The sequence below is a fragment of the Castellaniella defragrans genome (assembly GCF_014203015.1).
In the GTDB taxonomy this organism is placed as follows: Bacteria; Pseudomonadota; Gammaproteobacteria; order Burkholderiales; family Burkholderiaceae_B; genus Castellaniella; species Castellaniella defragrans.
The window spans coordinates 24,878-45,650 of the sequence record NZ_JACHIB010000014.1 but is presented as its reverse complement, the minus strand read 5'-3'; the positions used below and the strand labels follow the sequence as shown (position 1 = coordinate 45,650).

21 protein-coding genes are annotated in these 20,773 nt (G+C 69.5%); 7 read left to right on the top strand and 14 right to left on the bottom strand.

The features are described from left to right. Positions 1-27: 27 nt before the first annotated feature. The 4 genes from HNR28_RS12210 to msrB are packed head-to-tail and all read right to left on the bottom strand — an operon-like array spanning position 28 to position 2,140. Positions 28-810, bottom strand: coding sequence for a peptidylprolyl isomerase (locus HNR28_RS12210; RefSeq protein WP_043680808.1), 783 nt, complete (start codon positions 808-810; stop codon positions 28-30). Beyond that, a complete protein-coding gene (locus HNR28_RS12205; protein ID WP_043680811.1) occupies positions 807-1,094 on the bottom strand; it encodes a BolA family protein in 288 nt (95 codons plus the stop codon). Before HNR28_RS12205 ends, HNR28_RS12210 begins: the two co-directional genes overlap by 4 nt. Before the next feature lie 40 nt (positions 1,095-1,134). Next, positions 1,135-1,719 carry a septation protein A gene (locus HNR28_RS12200; RefSeq protein ID WP_043680814.1) on the bottom strand — a complete coding sequence of 195 codons (585 nt, stop codon included), beginning with the start codon at positions 1,717-1,719 and terminating at the stop codon, positions 1,135-1,137. A gap of 25 nt (positions 1,720-1,744) precedes the next feature. Next, positions 1,745-2,140: a peptide-methionine (R)-S-oxide reductase MsrB gene (gene msrB / locus HNR28_RS12195; protein WP_043680816.1), complete on the bottom strand. Its 396-nt coding sequence runs from the start codon at positions 2,138-2,140 to the stop codon at positions 1,745-1,747. Between the two features lie 232 nt (positions 2,141-2,372). On the opposite strand from msrB, the gene HNR28_RS12190 reads away from it, so the two are divergent. The 4 genes from HNR28_RS12190 (at position 2,373) to HNR28_RS12175 (ending at position 7,321) form a co-directional block, all read left to right on the top strand. Continuing rightward, the gene (locus HNR28_RS12190; protein WP_409360367.1) at positions 2,373-3,542 is read left to right on the top strand and encodes an ABC transporter substrate-binding protein; all 1,170 of its coding nucleotides are present in this window, start codon (positions 2,373-2,375) and stop codon (positions 3,540-3,542) included. An 85-nt stretch (positions 3,543-3,627) separates the two neighbouring features. Next, positions 3,628-4,665: a branched-chain amino acid ABC transporter permease gene (locus HNR28_RS12185; protein ID WP_043680819.1), complete on the top strand. Its 1,038-nt coding sequence runs from the start codon at positions 3,628-3,630 to the stop codon at positions 4,663-4,665. Then, entirely contained in the window at positions 4,665-6,524 is a 1,860-nt protein-coding gene (locus tag HNR28_RS12180) for a branched-chain amino acid ABC transporter ATP-binding protein/permease (RefSeq protein WP_184142917.1), read from the top strand. Before HNR28_RS12185 ends, HNR28_RS12180 begins: the two co-directional genes overlap by 1 nt. Next, positions 6,521-7,321 (top strand): ABC transporter ATP-binding protein, encoded by an 801-nt coding sequence (locus HNR28_RS12175; protein ID WP_151024161.1) that lies wholly within the window; start codon positions 6,521-6,523, stop codon positions 7,319-7,321. The genes HNR28_RS12180 and HNR28_RS12175 overlap by 4 nt, the downstream gene beginning before the upstream one ends. Positions 7,322-7,456: 135 nt before the next feature. Here the strand turns inward: HNR28_RS12175 and HNR28_RS12170 are convergent, their stop codons facing one another. The 10 genes from HNR28_RS12170 to HNR28_RS12125 form a co-directional block, all read right to left on the bottom strand. Then, positions 7,457-8,425: a branched-chain amino acid ABC transporter permease gene (locus HNR28_RS12170; protein ID WP_043680821.1), complete on the bottom strand. Its 969-nt coding sequence runs from the start codon at positions 8,423-8,425 to the stop codon at positions 7,457-7,459. Next, positions 8,422-9,309 carry a branched-chain amino acid ABC transporter permease gene (locus HNR28_RS12165; protein ID WP_043680824.1) on the bottom strand — a complete coding sequence of 296 codons (888 nt, stop codon included), beginning with the start codon at positions 9,307-9,309 and terminating at the stop codon, positions 8,422-8,424. The genes HNR28_RS12170 and HNR28_RS12165 overlap by 4 nt, the downstream gene beginning before the upstream one ends. Before the next feature lie 87 nt (positions 9,310-9,396). Then, on the bottom strand, positions 9,397-10,602 hold the full coding sequence (locus HNR28_RS12160) for an ABC transporter substrate-binding protein (RefSeq protein ID WP_043680827.1): 1,206 nt from the start codon (positions 10,600-10,602) through the stop codon (positions 9,397-9,399). 63 nt (positions 10,603-10,665) lie between these two features. Then, complete coding sequence (locus tag HNR28_RS12155; protein WP_043680828.1) at positions 10,666-11,376, bottom strand: ABC transporter ATP-binding protein; 711 nt, start codon at positions 11,374-11,376, stop codon at positions 10,666-10,668. A gap of 79 nt (positions 11,377-11,455) precedes the next feature. After that, positions 11,456-12,238, bottom strand: coding sequence for an ABC transporter ATP-binding protein (locus tag HNR28_RS12150; RefSeq protein ID WP_151024162.1), 783 nt, complete (start codon positions 12,236-12,238; stop codon positions 11,456-11,458). Positions 12,239-12,491: 253 nt separating this feature from the next. After that, positions 12,492-13,130 carry an endonuclease III gene (gene nth, locus HNR28_RS12145; protein WP_151024163.1) on the bottom strand — a complete coding sequence of 213 codons (639 nt, stop codon included), beginning with the start codon at positions 13,128-13,130 and terminating at the stop codon, positions 12,492-12,494. Next, positions 13,127-13,735: an RnfABCDGE type electron transport complex subunit B gene (locus tag HNR28_RS12140; RefSeq protein ID WP_151024164.1), complete on the bottom strand. Its 609-nt coding sequence runs from the start codon at positions 13,733-13,735 to the stop codon at positions 13,127-13,129. The genes nth and HNR28_RS12140 overlap by 4 nt, the downstream gene beginning before the upstream one ends. A 147-nt stretch (positions 13,736-13,882) precedes the next feature. Beyond that, positions 13,883-15,100, bottom strand: coding sequence for a polyhydroxyalkanoate depolymerase (locus HNR28_RS12135; protein ID WP_151024165.1), 1,218 nt, complete (start codon positions 15,098-15,100; stop codon positions 13,883-13,885). A 187-nt stretch (positions 15,101-15,287) separates the two neighbouring features. Next, the gene (gene fdxA, locus HNR28_RS12130) at positions 15,288-15,614 is read right to left on the bottom strand and encodes a ferredoxin FdxA (protein ID WP_151024166.1); all 327 of its coding nucleotides are present in this window, start codon (positions 15,612-15,614) and stop codon (positions 15,288-15,290) included. Positions 15,615-15,722: 108 nt separating this feature from the next. Continuing rightward, positions 15,723-16,226: a flavodoxin family protein gene (locus HNR28_RS12125; protein ID WP_151024167.1), complete on the bottom strand. Its 504-nt coding sequence runs from the start codon at positions 16,224-16,226 to the stop codon at positions 15,723-15,725. A gap of 98 nt (positions 16,227-16,324) precedes the next feature. On the opposite strand from HNR28_RS12125, the gene HNR28_RS12120 reads away from it, so the two are divergent. From HNR28_RS12120 to trpA, 3 genes are all read left to right on the top strand, one after another. Further along, positions 16,325-18,520, top strand: coding sequence for a RelA/SpoT family protein (locus tag HNR28_RS12120; RefSeq protein WP_151024168.1), 2,196 nt, complete (start codon positions 16,325-16,327; stop codon positions 18,518-18,520). A 143-nt stretch (positions 18,521-18,663) separates the two neighbouring features. Beyond that, on the top strand, positions 18,664-19,863 hold the full coding sequence (trpB, locus tag HNR28_RS12115) for a tryptophan synthase subunit beta (protein ID WP_151024169.1): 1,200 nt from the start codon (positions 18,664-18,666) through the stop codon (positions 19,861-19,863). 79 nt (positions 19,864-19,942) lie between these two features. Beyond that, entirely contained in the window at positions 19,943-20,773 is an 831-nt protein-coding gene (gene trpA, locus HNR28_RS12110) for a tryptophan synthase subunit alpha (protein WP_043680848.1), read from the top strand.

Here is a 20,773-nt window from a genome sequence, read left to right as displayed (position 1 = left end):
AGCAAGCGGCCGAAAGCTGCCAGATCCTTATTTATCCTCGATCTTGGCGTCCTTCATCAGGCTCTTCTGGTAGTCGGCCAGGGCCTGCTGGCGCATCATTTCCTCCAGCTGCGGCTTGGCTTCCTCGAAGGAGGGGAAGGCGATCGGGCGCACGTCCTCGACCTGGATCACGTGCCAGCCGAACTGCGTCTGCACGGGCTGGGCGCTGAGGTCGCCCTTCTTCATGCTTTCCACGGCCTGGGCGAATTCCGGCACGTAGTTGGTGGCCGGGCCCCAGCCCAGTTCGCCGCCGTTCTTGCCGCTGCCGGTGTCGATGGAGTCCTTTTTCGCGGCGGCCTCGAACGAGGTCTTCTTCGCCTTGATCGACTTGATCAGGTCCTTGGCCTTGGCCTCGTCCTTGACCAGGATGTGGCGCAGCTTGTATTCCTGGCGCGAGGCCTGCTGGGCCTTGATGGTGTCGTATTCCTTCTTCAGGTCGGCTTCGCTGACGGGGTGGTCCTTCAGGTACTTGGCCATCAGGGCGCGCACCAGGATGCTCTGCGAGGCCAGCTCGGTTTCCTGCTGGACGGCGGGGTCCTTCTGCAGCCCGGCCTTCTCGGCGGCCTGGACGGCCACCAGGCGGTTGATCATTTCCTGCTTGACCTGGTCGCGCAGCTGCGGCGTATCCTGGGCGCCCTGGGAGACCAGCATGCTGACGAACTGGTCGAATTTGGCCTGGGAGATGCCCTGGCCGTTGACGGTGGCGATGTCCTTGGCCCAGACCGGCAGCGTCAGGGAGCAGGCCAGGGCGACAGCAGCGATACGTTTCATGAAAATCCTTCGATGGGAGGGGTGCCGGCCTCGATGGCCAGCGCGTGGATCGGATGGGGCATCAGATCCCGCACGCAATCATACACAAGACGATGGCGGGCGAGGGTGCCGAGCCCCTGGAATTGCTTGGACACGATGCGGACGCGAAAGTGCCGCGCGCCGCCCCGGGCGCCGGCGTGGCCGGCGTGCAGGTGGGATTCGTCGATCAGTTCCAGCCGCGCGGGTTCGAGCGCGGCCAGGCGTTCGGCCAGCACGGCCTGCAGGTCGGGGCCGGCGGAAGTCATGGGCGGTCTGCGGTGGCGGGGCAGGGGGCGCGGCGCGGCTTCATCCGCGCGGCTCGCTGTCGGAGGCCCCGGCCGGGGGCGCGGCGGCCTCGGTCTGGATGTGGCGGCCCAGCCACAGGGACTGCCCCACCACGAACAGCAGCAGCAGGATCATCAGGCCGAAGACCTTGAAATTCACCCATTGCGCCTCGGTGAAGCGGCCGGAGAAGGCCACGTACAGGTTCAGCGCGCCCGAGGCGACGAAGAACCCGGCCCAGCTGTCGTTCAGGCGGTTCCAGGCGCGTTCGGGCAGGGCGATCTTCTCGCCCATCAGGCGGCGCATCAGGTTGCGGCCGGCGAACAGGCGCGCGCCCATCAGGATGGCGGCGAACAGCCAGTACAGGACCGTGGGCTTCCACTTGATGAAGGTGTCGTCGTGGAACAGCAGCGTCGCCCCGCCGAACACGACGATCACCGTCAGGTTGATCCAGTGCGTGGGCTCGATCGCGCGCCCGGTCAGGCGCAGCCAGAGGATCTGCAGCACGGCCGCCGCCATGGCCGTTCCGGTGGCGACGTAGATGTCGGCGAAGCGGAACGCCAGGAAGAACAGGATCAGCGGGAAGAGGTCGAAGAGGAACTTTTTCACGGGTGATCTTACGCGGGGCCCGGATTCATTCGGCCGGGACGAATTTCAGGGAAAGCGAATTGATGCAGTAGCGCAGCCCGGTGGGGGGCGGGCCGTCGGGGAACACGTGGCCCAGGTGGGCGTCGCAGACGGCGCACAGGATCTCGGTGCGGATCATGCCGTGGCTGGTGTCGCGCAGCTCGCGCACGCGGTCGGGGGCCACCGGCTGGAAATAGCTGGGCCAGCCGCAGCCCGCGTCGAATTTCGTGTCGGAGGCGAACAGCGGGGTGCCGCAGCAGACGCAGACGTAGGTGCCCGCCTGGGTGGCGTCCCAGTAGCGCCCCGTGAAGGGCCGCTCGGTGTGCTTGAGCCGCGTGACCGCGAATTCGTCGGGGGAAAGCTGCGCGCGCCATTCGGCGTCCGTGCGCGTGATCTTGTCCACGAGGAACCTGTCCAGAATTTCGCTTCAATCCTCCATCTTAATCGACTTTCGCCCGGATGGCGGACCGGCCGGCGCGGGGCGATCGGCCGAGGCGGCGCGGCCGCGGCGCGCCGGGCAGCAACAAATTGCGCCGTGCTGCGATAATATGACGCCCGTTCATGTGTTTATGCCGTGGCCCGCAGGGTTCGCGGTCATGAATTGCACGGTCCGTCAAAAACATTCGGAGACAAACATGACATTCCCGCTTTCCATGCGGCTCACCCTGGGCGCCGCCGCGCTGCTGGCCGCGCTGCCCCTGGCCGCCACGGCCCAGATCAAGGTCGGCGTGACGGTGTCGTCCACCGGCCCGGCCGCCTCGCTGGGGATTCCCGAGCGCGACACCGTGGCCCTGCTGCCCACGGAGATCGGCGGCCAGGCCGTGCAGTACATCGTGCTGGACGACGCCACCGACACCACCCAGGCGGTGAAGAACATCCGCAAGCTCACGGCCGACGACCACGTGGACGTGGTGCTGGGCACCTCCGTGACGCCGGCCTCGCTGGCCATGTCGGACGTGGCCGCCGAGACCGGCACGCCGATGATCAGCGTGGCGGCCAACGCCAAGCTCGTCGAGCCGGTGGACGGCCCGCGCAAGTGGGTCTACAAGACGCCGCAGAACGACGCGCTGATGGCCGCCGCCCTGGCGCAGGCGATGGTCAAGCAGAACGTCAAGACGCTGGGCTTCATCGGCTTCAGCGACGCCTACGGCGACGGCTGGCTGCAGGAAATGAAGGCCGCCGCCGAGGCCAAGGGCATCAAGCTCGTGGCGGAGGAACGCTTCGCCCGGCCCGACACCAGCGTCACCGGCCAGGTCCTGAAGCTGCTGTCGGCCAAGCCCGACGGCATCCTGATCGCCGCTTCCGGCACGCCGGTGGCCCTGCCGCAGCGCGAGCTGGTCGAACGCGGCTACAAGGGCCATATCTACCAGACCCACGGCGCGGCCAACAACGACGTGCTGCGCGTCTGCGGCAAGGCCTGCGAAGGCATGATCCTGCCCGCCGGCCCGCTGCTGGTGGCGGCCCAGCTGCCCGACAGCAACCCGGTCAAGGCCAGCGCCCTGGTGTACGTCAAGGCCTACGAGGCCAAGTACGGCGCGGGCACGACCAACACCTTCGGCGGCCACATGTGGGACGCCGGCCAGCTCATCAACGACGCCATCCCCCGCGCCCTGAAGACCGGCGCCAAGCCGGGCACGGCGGAATTCCGCGCGGCCCTGCGCGACGCGCTGGAGCAGGTCAAGGAACTGCCCGCCTCGCAGGGCGTCTTCACGCTCAGCCCGACCGACCACGCCGGCCTGGACGAGCGCGGCCGCGTCATGGTGCAGGTCGTGGACGGCAAGTGGACCTACCAGCCGGACCTGTGATGCGGCGCGGCGCCTCCCTTCCCGTGTCGCGGCCCGGCCGCCGGCATGCCCTGGATGCCGGCGCGCGCGCCGGCGGGCGGGCGCCGTGGATCTGACCATCGCCCTGATCCTGCTGCAGGACGGCATCCTGAACGGCGCCATCTACGGCCTGCTGGGCCTGGCGCTGGTGCTGGTGTTCGTGGTGACGCGGGTGATCCTGATCCCCCAGGGGGAATTCGTCACCTTCGGCGCGCTGTCGCTCGCCTTCCTCGCCAACGGCCGGGTGCCCGGGACAGCGCACCTGCTGGTGCTGATGGGCGTGCTGGTGTGCCTGGTCGAGGCGGTCTCGTGCTGGCGCGCGCGCCAGTGGCGCGGCTACGGCCGCACCCTGGGCTGGGCGCTGGCCCTGCCGCTGGCGCTGGAGGCCCTGGCGCCGCTGGCGGCCGGGCCGGACGTGCCGCTGGCCCTGCGCGTGCTGTTCGCGCTGGCGCTGGTGGTGCCCCTGGGCCCGATGATCTACCGCCTGGTGTACCAGCCGGTGGAGCAGGCCAGCGTGCTGGTGCTGCTGATCGTCTCGGTCGCCGTGCACTTCGCCCTGACCGGCCTGGGGCTGCTGTTCTTCGGCGCGGAAGGCTGGCGCACCCCGGCCCTGGTCGAGGGCACGGTGCAGATCGGGCCGGTGGCCTGGACGGCCCAGACCTTCGCGGTACTGGCCACCTGCGCCGCGCTGATCGGCGGGCTGTGGCTGTTCTTCAGCCGCACCCTGTACGGCAGCGCCCTGCGGGCCACCGCCGTCAACCGGCGCGGCGCGCGGCTGGTGGGCATCAGCACGCGGGTGGCCGGCAGCCTGACCTTCACCCTGGCGGCGGCCATCGGCGCGCTCTCGGGCATGCTGATCGCCGCCATCACCACCATCTACTACGACACGGGCTTCCTGATCGGCCTGAAGGGCTTCGTGGCGGCCATCTTCGGCGGCCTGGTCAGCTATCCGGCGGCCGCGGCGGGCGCCCTGTTCGTCGGCATTCTCGAAGCCTTTTCCTCCTTCTGGGCCAGCCCCTTCAAGGAAGCCATCGTCTTCACGCTGATCATCCCGGTGCTGCTGTGGCGCTCCTTCGGCAGCGTCCACCTGGACGAGGAGGACTGATGCGCCCGCGCCATGCCCTGATGGTCCTGGTCCCGCTCCTGGCGCTGCTGCCCTGGCTGCCGGGCGTGCCCGCCTTCTGGATCACCCAGATGAACTACATCGGGCTCTACAGCCTGGTGGTGCTGGGGCTGGTCCTGCTGACCGGCGTGGGCGGGCTGACGTCCTTCGGCCAGTCGGCCTTCGTCGGCCTGGGGGCCTACACCACCGCCTGGCTGACCACGGCGGGCGGCGTCTCCCCCTGGCTGGGCCTGGCGGCGGGCCTGCTGCTGACCTGCCTGGTGGCCTACGCGCTGGGCGCCATCACGCTGCGCCTGTCCGGCCACTACCTGCCGCTGTGCACCCTGGCCTGGTGCCTGGCGCTGTACTACCTGTACGGCAACCTGGATTTCCTGGGGCGCTACGACGGCATCGCCGGCATTCCGCCGCTGTCCATCGGCGGCTGGTCCCTGGGCTCGGGGCCGCGCATGTACCTGCTGATCTGGCTGATCCTGCTGCTGGCCCTGTGGGCCACGCACAACCTGCTGGACTCGCGCGCGGGGCGGGCCATCCGCGCCCTGCGCAGCGGCTCCATGGCCGAATCCTTCGGCGTGGACCTGGCGCACTACAAGGTCGTGATCTTCGTCTACGCCGCCCTGCTGGGCTGCGTGTCGGGCTGGCTGTACGCGCACATGCAGCGCGCCGTCAGCCCCAGCCCCTTCGGCCTGGGCTACGGCATCGAATACCTGTTCATGGCCGTGGTGGGCGGCTCGGGCAGCGTCTGGGGCGCGGTGGCGGGCGCCGCCGCCATCCTGATCGTCAAGGACCAGCTGCAGAACGTCCTGCCCGGCCTGGTGGGCACCACCGCCAACCTGGAACTGCTCGCCTTCGGCGTGCTGATGATCCTGGTGCTGCAGTTCGCCCGCGACGGCCTGTGGCCCGTGCTGGCCCGGCTGTGGCGGCGGCTGGGCGGGCGCGCCGAGCCCGGCGGCCACGATCCGGCGCGCCTGGCCGCCGCGCCCGAACTGCCGCGCCGGCCGGCGCCCGCGGCCGGCGACGTGGTGCTGGAAGTCGACCGGGTGCGCAAGCAATTCGGCGGCTTGGTGGCGGTCAACGACATCAGCTTCCGCCTGCGCGCGGGCGAGATCATGGGGCTGATCGGCCCCAACGGGGCGGGCAAGAGCACCACCTTCAACCTCATCAGCGGCGTGGCGCCGCTGTCCGGCGGCGCGGTGCGCTTCATGGGGGACCGCATCGACGGCCTGCCGGCGCGCGAGATCGCCCGCCGGGGCATGGCGCGCAGCTTCCAACACGTGCAGCTCCTGCCGGACATGAGCGTGCTGGAAAACGTCGCCCTGGGCGCCCACCTGCGCAGCCGCGCCGGCGTGGTGCCGGCCGCGCTGCGCCTGGACCGCACGGCGGAGGCCTCGCTGCTGCGCGAGGCCGCGCGCCAGATCGAGCGGGTGGGCCTGGGCGACGTGATCGACCAGCCCGCCGGCAGCCTGCCGCTGGGCCGCCAGCGCATCGTGGAGATCGCCCGGGCGCTGTGCTGCGACCCCATCGCGCTGCTGCTCGACGAGCCGGCGGCCGGCCTGCGCTACCAGGAAAAGCAGGCGCTGGCGGCGGTGCTGGACCAGCTGCGCCGCGAGGGCATGAGCCTGCTGCTGGTCGAGCACGACATGGATTTCGTGATGAACCTCACCGATCACCTGCTGGTCATGGATTTCGGCACGATGCTGGCCGAGGGCGTCCCGGCGGACATCCAGCGCAATCCGGCCGTGCTGGAGGCCTACCTGGGCGGCCTGGACGAGACCTGGAGCGTGCCCGAAGCCGCGCCGCAGCCCGTCGCCGCCCGCGCCACGCCGCAGGGGAGCGCCTCATGAGCACCGGAAACCCTGCCGCCGCCGGGACGGCCGCGGCCGCGCCTGTCGCCGCTCCCGTCCTGTCGGTCCGGGGCCTGTCGGCGCACTACGGCAAGGTGGCCGCCCTGGATCCCATCGACCTGACGGTGGGGCGCGGCGAGATCGTCACCGTCATCGGCGCCAACGGCGCCGGCAAATCGACCCTGCTGGGCGCCATCATGGGCGCGCTGCCGCTGCAGGGGCACAGCCGGGGCTCGGTCGTGTTCCTGGGCGCCGAGGTGCAGGGCTGGGACATCGAGCGCCGCGTCGGCCAGGGCCTGTCGCTGGTGCCGGAACGCCGGGAACTGTTCGCCAGCATGTCCGTGCGCGAGAACCTGCTGCTGGGGGGCTTCCGCCTGTACCGCGCCGGCGTGCGCGGCTGGCGCGACACCCTGGACGAGGTCTACGCGCTGTTTCCGCGCCTGCGGGAGCGCGCCGGCCAGGCGGCGGGGACGCTGTCGGGCGGCGAGCGCCAGATGCTGGCGCTGGGCCGCGCCCTGATGGCGCGCCCGGCGCTGCTGATGCTCGACGAGCCCAGCCTGGGCCTGGCGCCCCGGGTGGTGCGCGAGATCTTCCAGACCATCGCCCAGCTGCGCAGCACCGGCGTGTCCATCCTGCTGGTGGAGCAGAACGCCCGCGCCGCCCTGCACGTGGCCGACCGCGGCTACGTCCTGGAGACCGGCGCCGTGGTCCTCGAAGGCGAGGCCCGCATGCTGGCCGGCCACCCCCGCGTCATCGAAAGCTATTTGGGACTTGCCGGGACGCAGAAGAGTCCTTGAGGACTGTTCTGCGCCAGGCGAGTCCGAGCGGCATGCAGGCCGCGACGTGGGGAGCTGCTTCGGCTTGAGAGCGCATCCCCCAACAAAAATGGCCCCGACGGGCCATTTTTGCGACTGCGTCAACCGGATACCGGATCAGCCGGTCTTCTGCCGCCAGGCCAGCCATTCGCCGACGATGCCGCGGCGGAAGGCCAGCACGCAGACGATGAAGATGAGGCCGATGACGATCGTGACCGATTCGCCCAGCACGCGGAACCATTCGATGCCGGTCTGCTGCATCAGGAAGCGGCCGAACTCGCCGACCTTGTTTTCCAGCGCCACCACGATGACCGCGCCCAGCACCGGGCCGGTGAGCGTGCCCATGCCGCCGATCAGCGTCATCAGGATCACCATGCCCGACATCTGCCAGGTGGCGTCCGACAGCGTGGCCGAGACGAACACCAGCGACTTGGTGGCTCCGGCCAGCCCGGCCAGGGTGGCCGAGAGCACGAAGGCCAGCAGCTTGAAGCGGTCCACGTCGTAGCCCAGCGAGATCATGCGCGGCTCGTTCTCGCGGATGGCCTTCAGGACCTGACCGAAGGGCGAGTGCACGGTGCGCCAGATCAGGGCGTAGCCCAGCACGAAGATCGCCAGCACCACGTAGTACAGGTTGATGTCGCGGCTCAGGTCCAGCCCCAGGATGGAGCCGCGCGGAATGCCCTGCAGGCCGTCCTCGCCGCCGGTGAACGGCGCCTGGAGGAAGTAGAAGAACAGCATCTGGGCGAGCGCCAGGGTGATCATGGCGAAGTAGATGCCGCTGCGCCGGATCGAGAGGATGCCGAAGACCAGCCCCAGGACCCCGGCGGCGGCGGTGCCGAAGAGCAGGCCGCCGGCCGTGGGCCAGCCCCAGATGGCGAGCGACTGGCCGCAGGCGTAGGCGGCCAGCCCCAGGAAGGCGGCGTGGCCGAAGGACAGCAGCCCGGTGTAGCCCAGCAGCAGGTTGAAGGCGCAGGCGAACAGGGCGTAGCACATGACCTTCATGATGAAGATCGGATAGCCGCCCAGCGCGGGCAGCGCCGCCAGCAGGACGATGGCGGCCAGATAGGCGATCAGTTGTCGATTCATGATTCTTTCCCGAACAGCCCGGCCGGGCGGGTGAGCAGCACGATCACCATGATGATGAACACCACGGTGCTGGAGGCCTCGGGCCAGAAGACCTTGGTGAAGCCCTCGATGACCCCCAGCCCCAGGCCGGTGACGATCGAGCCCAGGATCGAGCCCATGCCGCCGATGACCACCACGGCGAAGACGACGATGATCAGGTTCGAGCCCATCAGCGGCGAGACCTGCAGGATGGGGGCGGCGAGCACCCCGGCGAAGCCCGCCAGCCCGACGCCGAAGCCGAAGGTGAGCGAGATCATCAGCGGCACGTTCACGCCGAAGGCCTCGACCAGCTTGGGGTTTTCGGTGCCGGCGCGCAGCAGCGCGCCCAGGCGGGTCTTCTCGATGACGAACCAGGTCAGCAGGCAGGCCAGGACCGAGGCCACGACGACCCAGGCGCGGTAGATGGGCAGGAACATGAAGCCGAGGTTCACGCCGCCCTGCAGCAGGGCCGGCGTGCTGTAGGGCTGGCCGGAGACGCCGTAGAAGCTGCGGAACAGCCCTTCGATGAGCAGCGTCAGGCCGAAGGTGAGCAGCAGTCCGTAGAGCGGGTCGAGCTTGTAGAGGCGGCGCAGCAGCAGGCGTTCGAGGACGATGCCGAACAGGCCCACGATCACCGGGGCCGCGGCCAGCATGATCCAGTAGTTCAGTCCCAGGTACTGCAGGCCCATCCAGGCGACGAAGGCGCCCAGCATGTAGAGCGCGCCGTGGGCGAAGTTGATGATGTTGAGCAGGCCGAAGATGACGGCCAGCCCCAGCGAGAGCACGGCGTAGAACGAGCCGTTGACCAGGCCGAGCAGGAGCTGGCCGAGCAGGGCCTGGAGGGGAACACCGAAAAGTTGTGTCATAGGGCTGCGGCGGAATCGGGCGGAAGGGGTGAAACGGATCGCAGATTCCCGCCCGGCGGCGGGAATCCGGCGTTCATGCGCCGCGCGCTACTTGAGGGCGCAGGTGGAGGTCGATTCCGCGCCGAAGACCGATTCGGCCGGCAGGGTGCGCACGATGTTGTAGTAGTCCCAGGGCGCCTTGGACTGGTCGGGCTTCTTCACCTGGGCCAGGTACATGTCGTGCATCGTCAGGCCGTCCTTGCGGATGTGGCCGTTCTTGATGAACATGTCGTTGATCTTGACGCTCTTGAGCTGCTTCATGACGGCGTCGCCGTCGTCGGTGCCGATGGCCTTGACGGCTTCCAGGTAGGTCTTGGCGGCGGAGTAGTCGCCCGCCTGCAGGAAGGACGGCGCGCGGTTGTGCTTGTCGAAGAAGCGCTTGGACCAGGCGCGCGAGGCGTCGTCCTGGTTCCAGTACCAGGCGGTGGTCAGGTACAGCCCGGCGGTGTTGTCCAGCCCCAGGGCGTGGACGTCGTTGATGAACACCAGCAGGCCGGCCAGCTTCATGGTCTGGGTGACGCCGAATTCCTTGGCGGCCTTGACGGAATTGATGAAGTCGCCGCCCGCGTTGGCCAGGCCCAGGACCTGGGCGCCGGAACTCTGCGCCTGCAGCAGGAAGGAGGAGAAGTCCGTCGTGGCCAGCGGCGCGCGCACGGCGCCGAGGTTCTTGCCGCCGGATTTTTCCACGACCTTCATCGTGTCCTGTTCCAGGGAGTGGCCGAAGGCGTAGTCGGCCGTCAGGTAGAACCAGGACTTGCCGCCTTCGCGCACCACGGCCGAGCCCGTGCCGTTGGCCAGGGCGACGGTGTTGTAGGCATAGTGGACGGTGTAGGGCGTGCATTGCGCGTTGGTCAGCGCCGAGGAGCCGGCCCCCACCACCAGGAAGGGCTTCTTCTTTTCGGCCGCGACGGCGGCCATGGCCAGCGCGGTGGCGGAATTGGTGCCGCCCACCAGCATGTCCAGGTGCTGCTGGTCGAACCACTCGCGGGCGCGGGCCGAGGCGATGTCGGCCTTGTTCTGGTGGTCGGCGGTCAGCAGCTCGATCTTCTTCCCGTTGATCTCGCCCCCCATGTCGGCGATCGCCATGCGGATGGCGTCGGCGCCGGCATTGCCGTCGATGTCCGCATACACGCCGGACATGTCGGCGATGAAGCCGATGCGGATCACGTCGTCGGAAATCCCCGCGGCCTGGGCCGAAAGGCCGAAGCCCAGGCCGGCAACGGCCAGCGCGGCGGATAGGGTACGCAGTTTCATGGGAAGTCTCCTGTATGTGCCGGTTGTGCCGGCGGATCGGTGAAAAAGAGGCGCGGGCGTCGGTCAGACGCCCAGCAGGCTGTCGAGGGTGGACTGTTTTTCCTGGAGCTGGCTGGCGGGGAACTGTTCCACGATCTGGCCGTGTTCCATGACGTAGAAGTGGTCGGCCAGGGGCGCGGCGAAGCGGAAGTTCTGTTCGACCATGACGATGGTGTAGCCCTTGGTCTTGAGGGTGCGGATCATGCGGTCGAGCGCCTGCACGATCACCGGCGCCAGGCCTTCGGAGATTTCGTCGAGCAGCAGGAGGTTGGCCCCGGTGCGCAGGATGCGGGCGACGGCCAGCATCTGCTGTTCGCCGCCGGACAGGCGGGTGCCCGGCGAATGACGCCGTTCGAGCAGGTTGGGGAACATGTCGTAGATCTCGGCCAGCGACATGCCCCCGCCCAGGGTGTCGCCCACGGTGGGCGGCAGCAGCAGGTTTTCCTCGCAGGAGAGCGAGGCGAAGATGCCGCGTTCCTCCGGGCAGTAGCCGATGCCCAGGTGCGCGATGCGGTAGGTGGGCAGGTGGATCGATTCGGTGCCCTGGATGCGGATCGAGCCGGTGCGCCGGCTGGTCAGGCCCAGCAGCGCGCGCAGCGTGGTGGTGCGCCCGGCGCCGTTGCGCCCCAGCAGGGTGACGACCTGGCCGGGCTCGACGCGCATGTCCACGCCGTGCAGCACGTGCGATTCGCCGTACCAGGCGTGCAGATCGGAGATTTCGAGTGCCAGGCTCATTGGTCTGTCCTTCGCATGATGCGGTCTGTCCTTCGCGTGATGCGCCCGCAGACGGGCGCTTGGGGGCGGCCCGGCGCGCTCATGCATGGGCCCCTTCGAGTTCGCCCTGGGTGGTGCCCATGTAGGCTTCCATCACGGCGGGGTTGTTCGAGACGGCGGCGTAGTCGCCTTCGGCCAGCACGGCGCCGCGCGCCAGCACGGTGATGCGGTCGGCGATGGAGGAGACGACCTTCATGTTGTGCTCGACCATCAGGATGGTGCGCCCGGCGCTGACCTGCTTGATCAGCCGGGTGACGCGGTCGACGTCCTCGTGGCCCATGCCCTGGGTGGGCTCGTCGAGCAGCATCAGGCTGGGCTCCATGGCCAGGGTGGTGGCGATTTCCAGGGCGCGCTTGCGGCCGTAGGGCAGGTTCACCGTCATCTGCGAGGCGAAATCGGCCAGGTCCACCTCGGCGAGCAGTTCCATGGCGCGGCCGTCCAGGTGGCGCAGGCTGGCTTCGCTGCGCCAGAAGTGGAAGGACAGGCCGGTGGCGCGCTGCAGGGCGATGCGTACGTTGTCGAGCACCGTGAGCTGGGGGAAGACGGCGGAGATCTGGAACGAGCGGATGATGCCCTTGCGGGCGATTTCCGCCGGCTTGTCGCGGGTGATTTCCCGGCCGTCGAAGAAGATCTGGCCCTGGCTGGGTTCGAGGAATTTGGTGAGCAGGTTGAAGCAGGTGGTCTTGCCTGCGCCGTTGGGCCCGATCAGGGCGTGGATGTGGCCGCGCTGGATTTTCAGGTCCACGGAATCGACGGCGGTGAAGCCGAGGAAGGTTTTCGATAGCTGGCGGGTTTCGAGGATGATGTCGGGTTCTGTGCCCATGATGCCCTGTGTCCAATGTCGCACTGCGGCGCCCGATGGCGGATTGTTTCAAGTATGGAACTGTCCGGCTCTCGGCTCCATAGGGGTTTTACAGGGTTGCCGCCGCGCCGGCCGGATATTGCAGCGCAATAGCGAAGCGACGCCCGGGCGGCCCACGGGGGACGGGCAACAGGCGGCCGGGGGCCGGCCGGTCCGGGTCCAGCCCAGGGCCAGTCCGGAGCCGGTCCGGGTCCAGTCCAGGCCTAGTCCGGGCTCAGTCCGGCCGGGTCTTGTCCGGATATTCGCACAGGTCGGCGATCGGGCACTGCGGGCATTTGGGCTTGCGCGCCACGCAGACGTAGCGGCCGTGCAGGATCAGCCAGTGGTGGGCGTCCAGCAGGTATTCCTTGGGCACCCGGCGCAGCAGCGCCTGTTCCACGGCCAGCACGGTCTTGCCCGGCGCGATTCCGGTCCGGTTGGCCACGCGGAAGATGTGCGTGTCCACGGCCATGGTGGGCTGGCGGAAGGCCGTGTTCAGCACCACGTTGGCGGTCTTGCGGCCGACGCCGGGCAGGGCTTCCAGGTCTTCGCGGCGGTCGGGGACCTGGCCGCCGTGCCGCTCCAGCAGCAGCTCGCAGGTGCGGATGACGTTGCGCGCCTTGGTCTTGTACAGGCCGATGGTGCGGATCGCCTCGGCCAGCCCCGCCTCGCCCAGCGCCAGCAGCCCTTCGGGCGTGCCGTGCCCGGGGAAGAAGCCGCGGGTGGCGAGGTTCACGGAGCGGTCGGTCGCCTGGGCCGAGAGGATGACGGCCACCAGCAGCTGGAAGACGCTGCCGTATTCGAGCTCGGTGCGGGGCTGGGGGTTGGCTTCGCGCAGGCGGCGGAAGCATTCTTCGATGGCGGCGCGGTTCATGGGCGTCGGGCGCGCGCCCGGGCCAGGGCCTGGGCGATGCGGTCCTGCTTGTCGTGGGGGTCGGGGGCGGCCAGGACGGGCTTGTTGGCCAGGGTGCGCGCGGCGGGGCCGGCGGCCTCGTCGTGGCGCGCCCGCAGGCGGGCGTTGCGCGCCTGGTAGCGTGCGCGGGCCGCGCCGGCGTCCTCCGCCGTCCAGTCGCGGCCGGCCGGGACCATGGCGATGCAGTCCACCGGACAGGGCGCCACGCAGCGTTCGCAGCCGGTGCAGTCGGCCTCGATGACGGTGTGCATGCACTGGTTGGCCCCGAGGATGGCGTCCACCGGGCAGGCCTGGATGCACAGGGTGCAGCCGATGCAGTGCGCCTCGTCGATGAGCGCCACCCGGAAGGGCTGGTGCGTGCCGCAGGCGGGATCCAGGGGACGCGCCGGGCGGTCCAGGACGCGCGCCAGGGCCTCGATCGTGCGCGCGCCGCCGGGCGGGCAGCGGTTGACGTCGGCCCGGCCCTCGGCCATGGCCTGGGCGTAGGGACGGCAGCCGTCGTAGCCGCATTGCGTGCATTGGGTCTGCGGCAGCAGGGCGTCGAGGGTGTCGGTGAGTGTGGGCACGGCGGCGGAAACGCACAGGGGACGGCGCGAGCCGTCCCCCGGAAACGGGCTTGCATTCAAATCACGGATCACGTCGTGGGTTCGCCTCGCCGTGCAAGCGCACCGCCTTCGGCTTCCCGTCCGGTGCTCCGCCTGAATGCGGGCCCGTCAGGCATGCGATCGGATGAATGCGGATATTTTAGGACAGATCTGCTGGCGCCAGCGGCGTCCGGAGAAGATGCCGTAGTGGCCGCAGTCGGTGGCGGTGTGGATTTCCCGCATGGACGGGGACAGGTTGGCGCACAGGTGGTGGGCGGCGTGCGTCTGGCCCTGGCCGGAGATGTCGTCCAGTTCGCCTTCGATGGTCAGCAGGGCGGTCTTGCGGATGGCGGAGGGATCGACGCGCTCGCCGTCGATCGTCCAGGTGCCGCGCGGCAGGCGGAATTCCTGGAAGACGATGCGGATGGTGTCCAGGTAGAAGCGGGCCGGCATGTCGAGCACGGCGTTGTATTCGTCGTAGAAGCGGCGGTGGGCTTCGGCGTCGCTGTCGTCGCCGCGCAGCAGGTGCAGGTAGAAGTCGTAGTGGGACTTCAGGTGCCGGTCCGGGTTCATGGCGACGAAGCCGGCGTGCTGCAGGAATCCGGGGTAGACCAGCCGGCCGGCGCCCGGGTAGCGCGGCGGCACGCGATGGATCAGGTTGTCCTCGAACCATTCGTAGGGCTTGGTCGTGGCCAGGCGGTTGACCTGGGTGGGCGATTTGCGCGTGTCGATGGGGCCGCCCATCATGGTCATGCTGCGCGGCTGACAGGGGTCGTCGGCGGCGGCCAGCAGCGAGATCGCGGCCAGGACCGGCACCGTGGGCTGACAGACCGAGATCACGTGGGTGTCGGGCCCCAGGTGGCGCAGAAAGGCCTGGACGTAGTGGACGTAGTCGTCCAGGCTGAAGGTGCCGTCGGCCGCCGGCACCATGCGCGCATCGATCCAGTCGGTGACGTAGACCTCGTGGTTGGGCAGCAGGGCGCGCACGGTGTCGCGCAGCAGGGTGGCGTGGTGCCCGGACAGGGGCGCCACCACCAGCACGCGCGGGTCGTGGCGGCGGGTGTCGCGGCGGAAATGCAGCAGGCGACAGAAGGGCAGGGCCAGGGCGATGTCCTCGTGCAGGGCGACTTCGCGTCCGCCGATCTGGGTGGAGGTCAGGTTCCAGGCGGGCTTTTCGTAGTCCTTGCCCACGCGGTGGGCCAGCTCGTAGGCGGCGGCGAACTGCCGCGACAACGGGGTGTAGGCCAAGGGGCTGTAGGGATTGGAAAACAGGTGTGAACCGGTTTCAGTGAAAGCCGTGAAGGGGGCGAGGATCGAGCGTTGGAGCTCGTGCAGGTCATACAGCATGAGTAGGCGTTCCCGTCGGTCTGGCCCTGCGCGGATCACACGCAGGAGTATCGGTCATCCGAACCTAAAGTACCGGTAAACGTGACAGAGCGCTACCGGAATTTCCCGTATACGGATCATATATGACCCGAATGTGGGGTTTTGCAGACGGATCGGGCGGCGGCCGGCGGCAGGCGCCGGCAGGCTGCTAGGGGCGTTCCAGGTACTTGAGTTTGTCGGCGACGCCGTTCCAGTCGTCGGCGCCTGGGAGCGGACTGACGGAGCGGTTGATGGGCCGGAAGGTGGGCGACAGTTCGGCGTTCAGGGGGATGTAGTCGAGCTGGTCCTGGGGGACGTCTTCCTCGGCGAAGATGGCGTTGGCCGGGCATTCGGGCACACAGACGGCGCAGTCGATGCATTCCTCGGGGTCGATGACCAGGAAATTCGGCCCCTCGCGGAAACAGTCCACGGGACAGACATCGACACAGTCGGTGTACTTGCACTTGATACAGTTTTCGGTGACGACGTGGGTCATGAGGGTGCTCCGGGCTTGCAGACGGGTGCCTTGAAACGGGCCTGTCGGGATTTTACCGAATTTATCAGGGAGAACCCGAAGATCCCGCGCGCCGGGTAGTGCGAATGGTCAGAGCAGCAGGGCGGCCAGGGTGCCGCCCAGTTCGGCGCCGCGCGCCAGCCATTCGCCGGGCACGGTCTTGGGCGCCAGGATGGCCTCGGGCGTCTGGGCGCGCATGGGCACGATCAGGGTGGGCGCGACCGGCTTCAGGCGCCAGCCGGTGCAGATGCGCTCCAGCTGCCGGCGGGCGCCGTCGCCGTCGGAGCCGGCGGTGATCACGGCGCCGTAGGGCCGGCCGTTGAGCCGGTCCAGCACGTGATAGTAGGTGCGGTCCAGGCATTCCTTCATCGCGCCGCTGAGCGCCGCCAGGTTTTCCGGGGCGGCGAACAGATAGCCGTCGGCGGCGAGCAGGTTTTCGGTGCGCACGGTGTCGGCGGGGCGCACCTGCAGGTCGAAGCGCCCGCCCGCGTCCAGTTCGTCGGCCACCGCCTGCGCGCCGGCCGCCGCCGCCCGGGCCATCTGCAGGGCGGCGCCGGTGCGGGAATGCCAGATGATGAGCAGCTGGGTCGTCATGGGGGTCGTTCCTGCGGGGCCGGACTCACTCAAGTAGTATAGAGGCTCAGAGTCCGGATGCCTGGTTGGAAGGCTCCGTTGTCCCTTGGTCCGGCGTCATGAGTGTCTCCCCGCAATCCGTTTCCGCAGATCCTTTCGGCCCCGAGTGGTTCCAGGCCGCCCGCGGCGGGCTGGACGACGCGGACGCGGCGGTGCTGCGCCAGGCGGCCGACTGGGTGCGCGAGCCCCTGCGCGGCGCGCAGGCCAGCACGGGCGAGGCCCTGGACGCGCACGCCGCCGCCGTGGTCCTGATCCTGCGCGACCTGGATTCGGATGCGGCCACCCGCGCGGCCGCCCTGCTGGCGGTGCAGCCGGTGCCGGCGGGCGAACTGTCGCGCGCCGATCCGCTGCGCAAGGCCTTCGGCCCCGAGATCACCTCCCTGGTCCAGGGCGTGCGCGCCCTGCTGCGCCTGGGCGCCGTCGCGGGCCGGGCCGGCGACGTGTCCGGCACCGACCAGAAGGAAATGCAGCGCAAGATGCTGCTGGCCATGGCGGCGGACCTGCGCATCGTGCTGATGCGGCTCGCCTCGCGCCTGCAGTCGCTGCGCTGGCATGCCGCCAGCCGCACGCCCTGCCCGGCGGAATTCGCGCGCGAGACCATGGCGCTGTACACGCCGCTGGCCAACCGCCTGGGGATCTGGCAGCTGAAATGGGAAATGGAGGACCTGTCCTTCCGCTTCCTGCAGCCGGACACCTACAAGGCCATCGCCCGCCAGCTGGAGGAAAAACGCGCCGAGCGCGAGGCCTTCATCGAGGACGTGATGGCGCGCCTGCGGGCGGCGCTGGCCGAAGCCGGCATCCGGGCCGAACTCAGCGGCCGGCCCAAGCACATCTACAGCATCTGGAACAAGATGCGCATCAAGCACCTGGAATTCCGCCAGCTCTTCGACCTGCGCGCCCTGCGCGTCATCGTCGAGGACGAGCGCGCCTGCTACGCCGCGCTGGCCCTGGTGCATGCGCTGTGGACGCCGGTGCCCGAGGAATTCGACGACTACATCGCCCGCCCCAAGCCCAACGGCTACCGCTCCCTGCACACCGTGGTGGCCGACGCCGAGGGCCGGGCCTTCGAGATCCAGATCCGCACGCGCGACATGCATCATTTCGCCGAATACGGGATGGCGGCCCACTGGCGCTACAAGGAAGCCGGCGCCCGCGGCGGCCAGGTGTCGGCCGCGGGGGAATACGACCAGAAGATCGCCTGGATGCGCCAGCTGCTGGCCTGGCGCGAAGAGGGCGGCGCGGCGCCCGCGCCCGGCGCGCGGCCCGACGAGCGCATCTATGTCATGACGCCCCAGGCGCGCGTGCTGGAGCTGCCCGCCGGCTCCACGCCGGTGGACTTCGCCTATCTGCTGCACACCGACCTGGGCCACCGCTGCCGGGGCGCCCGGGTCGACGGCCAGATCGTGCCGCTGTCCACGCCCCTGCGCACGGGCCAGACGGTGGAAATCATCGCCGCCAAGTCCGGCGGTCCCTCGCGCGACTGGCTCAATCCGCAGCTGGGCTACCTGGCCAGCCCGCGCGCGCGCGCCAAGGTCCGGGCCTGGTTCAACGCGGTCGAGCTGCAGCAGCGCATCGCCCAGGGCCAGGCCCTGGTTGAAAAGGAACTGCAGCGCTTGGGCCGCACCGCCGTCAACCAGGAACACCTGGCCCAGCAGCTGGGCTTCGCCCGCGCCGACGACCTGTACGTCGCGGCGGCCAAGGAAGAATTCAGTCTGCGGCAGATCGACCACGTGTTGCGCGAGCCCGAGCCGGCCCGCGAGCAGCCCGACGAGGCGCGCGTCTACGCCAGCGACGCCGGCAGCGTCGCCCGCACGGGCAAGAGCGGGGTGCTGGTGGTGGGGGTCGATTCCCTGATGACCCAGCTGGCGCGCTGCTGCCGGCCCGTGCCGCCCGACGCCATCGAAGGCTTCGTCACGCGCGGCCGGGGGGTGTCGATCCACCGCCGCGACTGCCCCTCCTGGATGGTCCTGGCGCAGCGCCACCCGGAACGCTGCATCGAGGTCGCCTGGGGCCAGACCGGCCAGGCCATGTATCCCGTGGATCTCGGCATCCACGCCCAGGACCGGCCCAACCTGCTGCGCGACCTGTCCGAGGTCTTCGCGCGCCTGCGGCTGCGGGTGGTGCGCGTCACGACCCACAGCCGCCGTTCGCTGGCGCACATGGTGTTCACCGTCGAAGTCCGCGATGGCGAGCAGATCCGCCAGGCGCTGGCCGCCGTCAACGAACTGCCCGGGGTCCAGGCCGCGCGGCAGTGAGCGGGCCGCCCGGCGGGTGGCGCGGACTCCCCCGGGCCGGGGCGGGCGGCCGGAGGCACCGGGCCGGACGGGGCTGCTAAAATGGCCGTTTGGCCCGTGCCCGCCCGGAGATCCCCGGCGGCGCCTTTGATGCGAGACTGGACTTGAAACCCTATCATCTGCCGGATGCCCAGGGGCATTTCGGGAAGTTCGGCGGTTCGTTCGTCGCCGAAACGCTGGTGCACGCCCTGGACGCGCTGCGCGAGGCGTATGCGCGCTACCGCGACGACCCCGAATTCCAGCGCGAATTCGCCTACGAGCTGGAACACTTCGTCGGCCGGCCCAGCCCGGTCTACCACGCCCGGCGCTGGTCCGAGCAGCTCGGCGGCGCGCAGATCTGGTTCAAGCGCGAAGACCTGAACCACACCGGCGCCCACAAGGTCAACAACTGCATCGGCCAAGCCCTGCTCGCCAGGCGCATGGGCAAGCCGCGCGTGATCGCCGAGACCGGGGCGGGCCAGCACGGGGTGGCCACGGCCACCGTGGCGGCGCGCTACGGCATGGAATGCGTGGTCTACATGGGCAGCGAGGACGTCCGCCGCCAGGCGTCGAACGTCTACCGCATGAAGCTGCTGGGCGCCCGCGTGGTGCCCGTGGAATCCGGCTCGCGCACCCTGAAGGACGCCCTGAACGAGGCCATGCGCGACTGGGTCACCAACGTGGAAGACACCTTCTACATCATCGGCACCGTGGCCGGCCCCGATCCCTATCCCCGGATGGTGCGCGACTTCCAGACCATCATCGGCCGCGAGTGCCGCGAGCAGATGCCGCGCGACGCGGGCCGCCAGCCCGACTACGTGATCGCCGCCGTGGGCGGCGGATCCAACGCCATCGGCATCTTCCACCCCTACATCGAGGACGAATCCGTCCGGCTGATCGGCGTCGAGGCCGCCGGCGAGGGCCTGGATTCGGGCCGCCACGCGGCCTCGCTGAACCGCGGCGTGGTCGGCGTGCTGCACGGCAACCGCACCTACCTGCTGCAGGACGAGCACGGCCAGATCACCGAGACCCATTCCGTGTCCGCCGGCCTGGACTACCCCGGCGTCGGGCCGGAACACGCCTGGCTGCACGACAGCGGACGTGCGCAGTACGTCGGCGTCACCGACCAGGAAGCCCTGGCCGCCTTCCACGACTGCTGCCGCATCGAAGGCATCATGCCGGCCCTGGAATCCTCGCACGCCATCGCCCAGGCGGTGAAGCTCGCCCCCACCCTGCCGCGCGACCGGATCATCCTGGTCAATCTGTCCGGCCGGGGCGACAAGGACATGCACACCGTGGCCGAATACAGCGGCATCACGCTTTGAAGGCTCCGAGGGCCTTGAAGGCTCCAAAGGGCTCCAAAGGTTTGGGAACCAAGGTTTAGGAACCGCTTTAGGAACATCCATGACTTCTTCAAATGCCCGTCTGGCGACCCGTTTCGCCTCCCTGGCGGGGCGGGCGGCCCTGATCCCGTACGTCACGGCGGGCGATCCCCTGGTGGCGTCCACGCCGGCGCTGATGCACGCGCTGGCGGCGGCCGGCGCCGACGTGATCGAGCTGGGCGTGCCGTTTTCCGATCCCATGGCCGACGGCCCGGTGATCCAGCAGGCCGGCGAACGCGCCATCGCCGCGGGCGTCAGCCTGGGCGCGGTGCTGGACATCGTCGCCGAATTCCGCCGCCAGGACGCCGAAACGCCGGTCGTGCTGATGGGCTATGCCAACCCGATCGAATGCATGGGCCAGGAGGCCTTCGTGCGGCGCGCCGCCGAGGCGGGCGTGGATGGCGTACTGACGGTGGACTACACGCCCGAGGAATCCGCCGGATTCGCCGCCCTGCTGGGGCGGGCCGGCCTGGATCCCATCTACCTGCTGGCGCCGACCTCGGCCGAGTCGCGCATCCGCGAAGTCGCCCGGCTGGCGCGCGGCTATGTCTATTACGTCTCGCTCAAGGGCGTGACCGGCGCCGGCCACCTGGACACCAACGACGTGGCGCGCCATCTGGCGGAAATCCGCCGCCACGTGAGCATCCCCGTGGGCGTGGGCTTCGGCATCCGCGACGCCGACAGCGCCGCGCGCGTGGCGCGGCACGCCGACGCCGTGGTGATCGGCAGCAAGCTCATACAGATCATCGAGGAAGCGTCCCTGCGCGACGGCCCGCAGGCCGCCATCGGCGCGGCGGCCCAGTGGCTGGCCCAGGTGCGCCAGGCCATCGAACCCATCCGGAAAGAAGGTTGA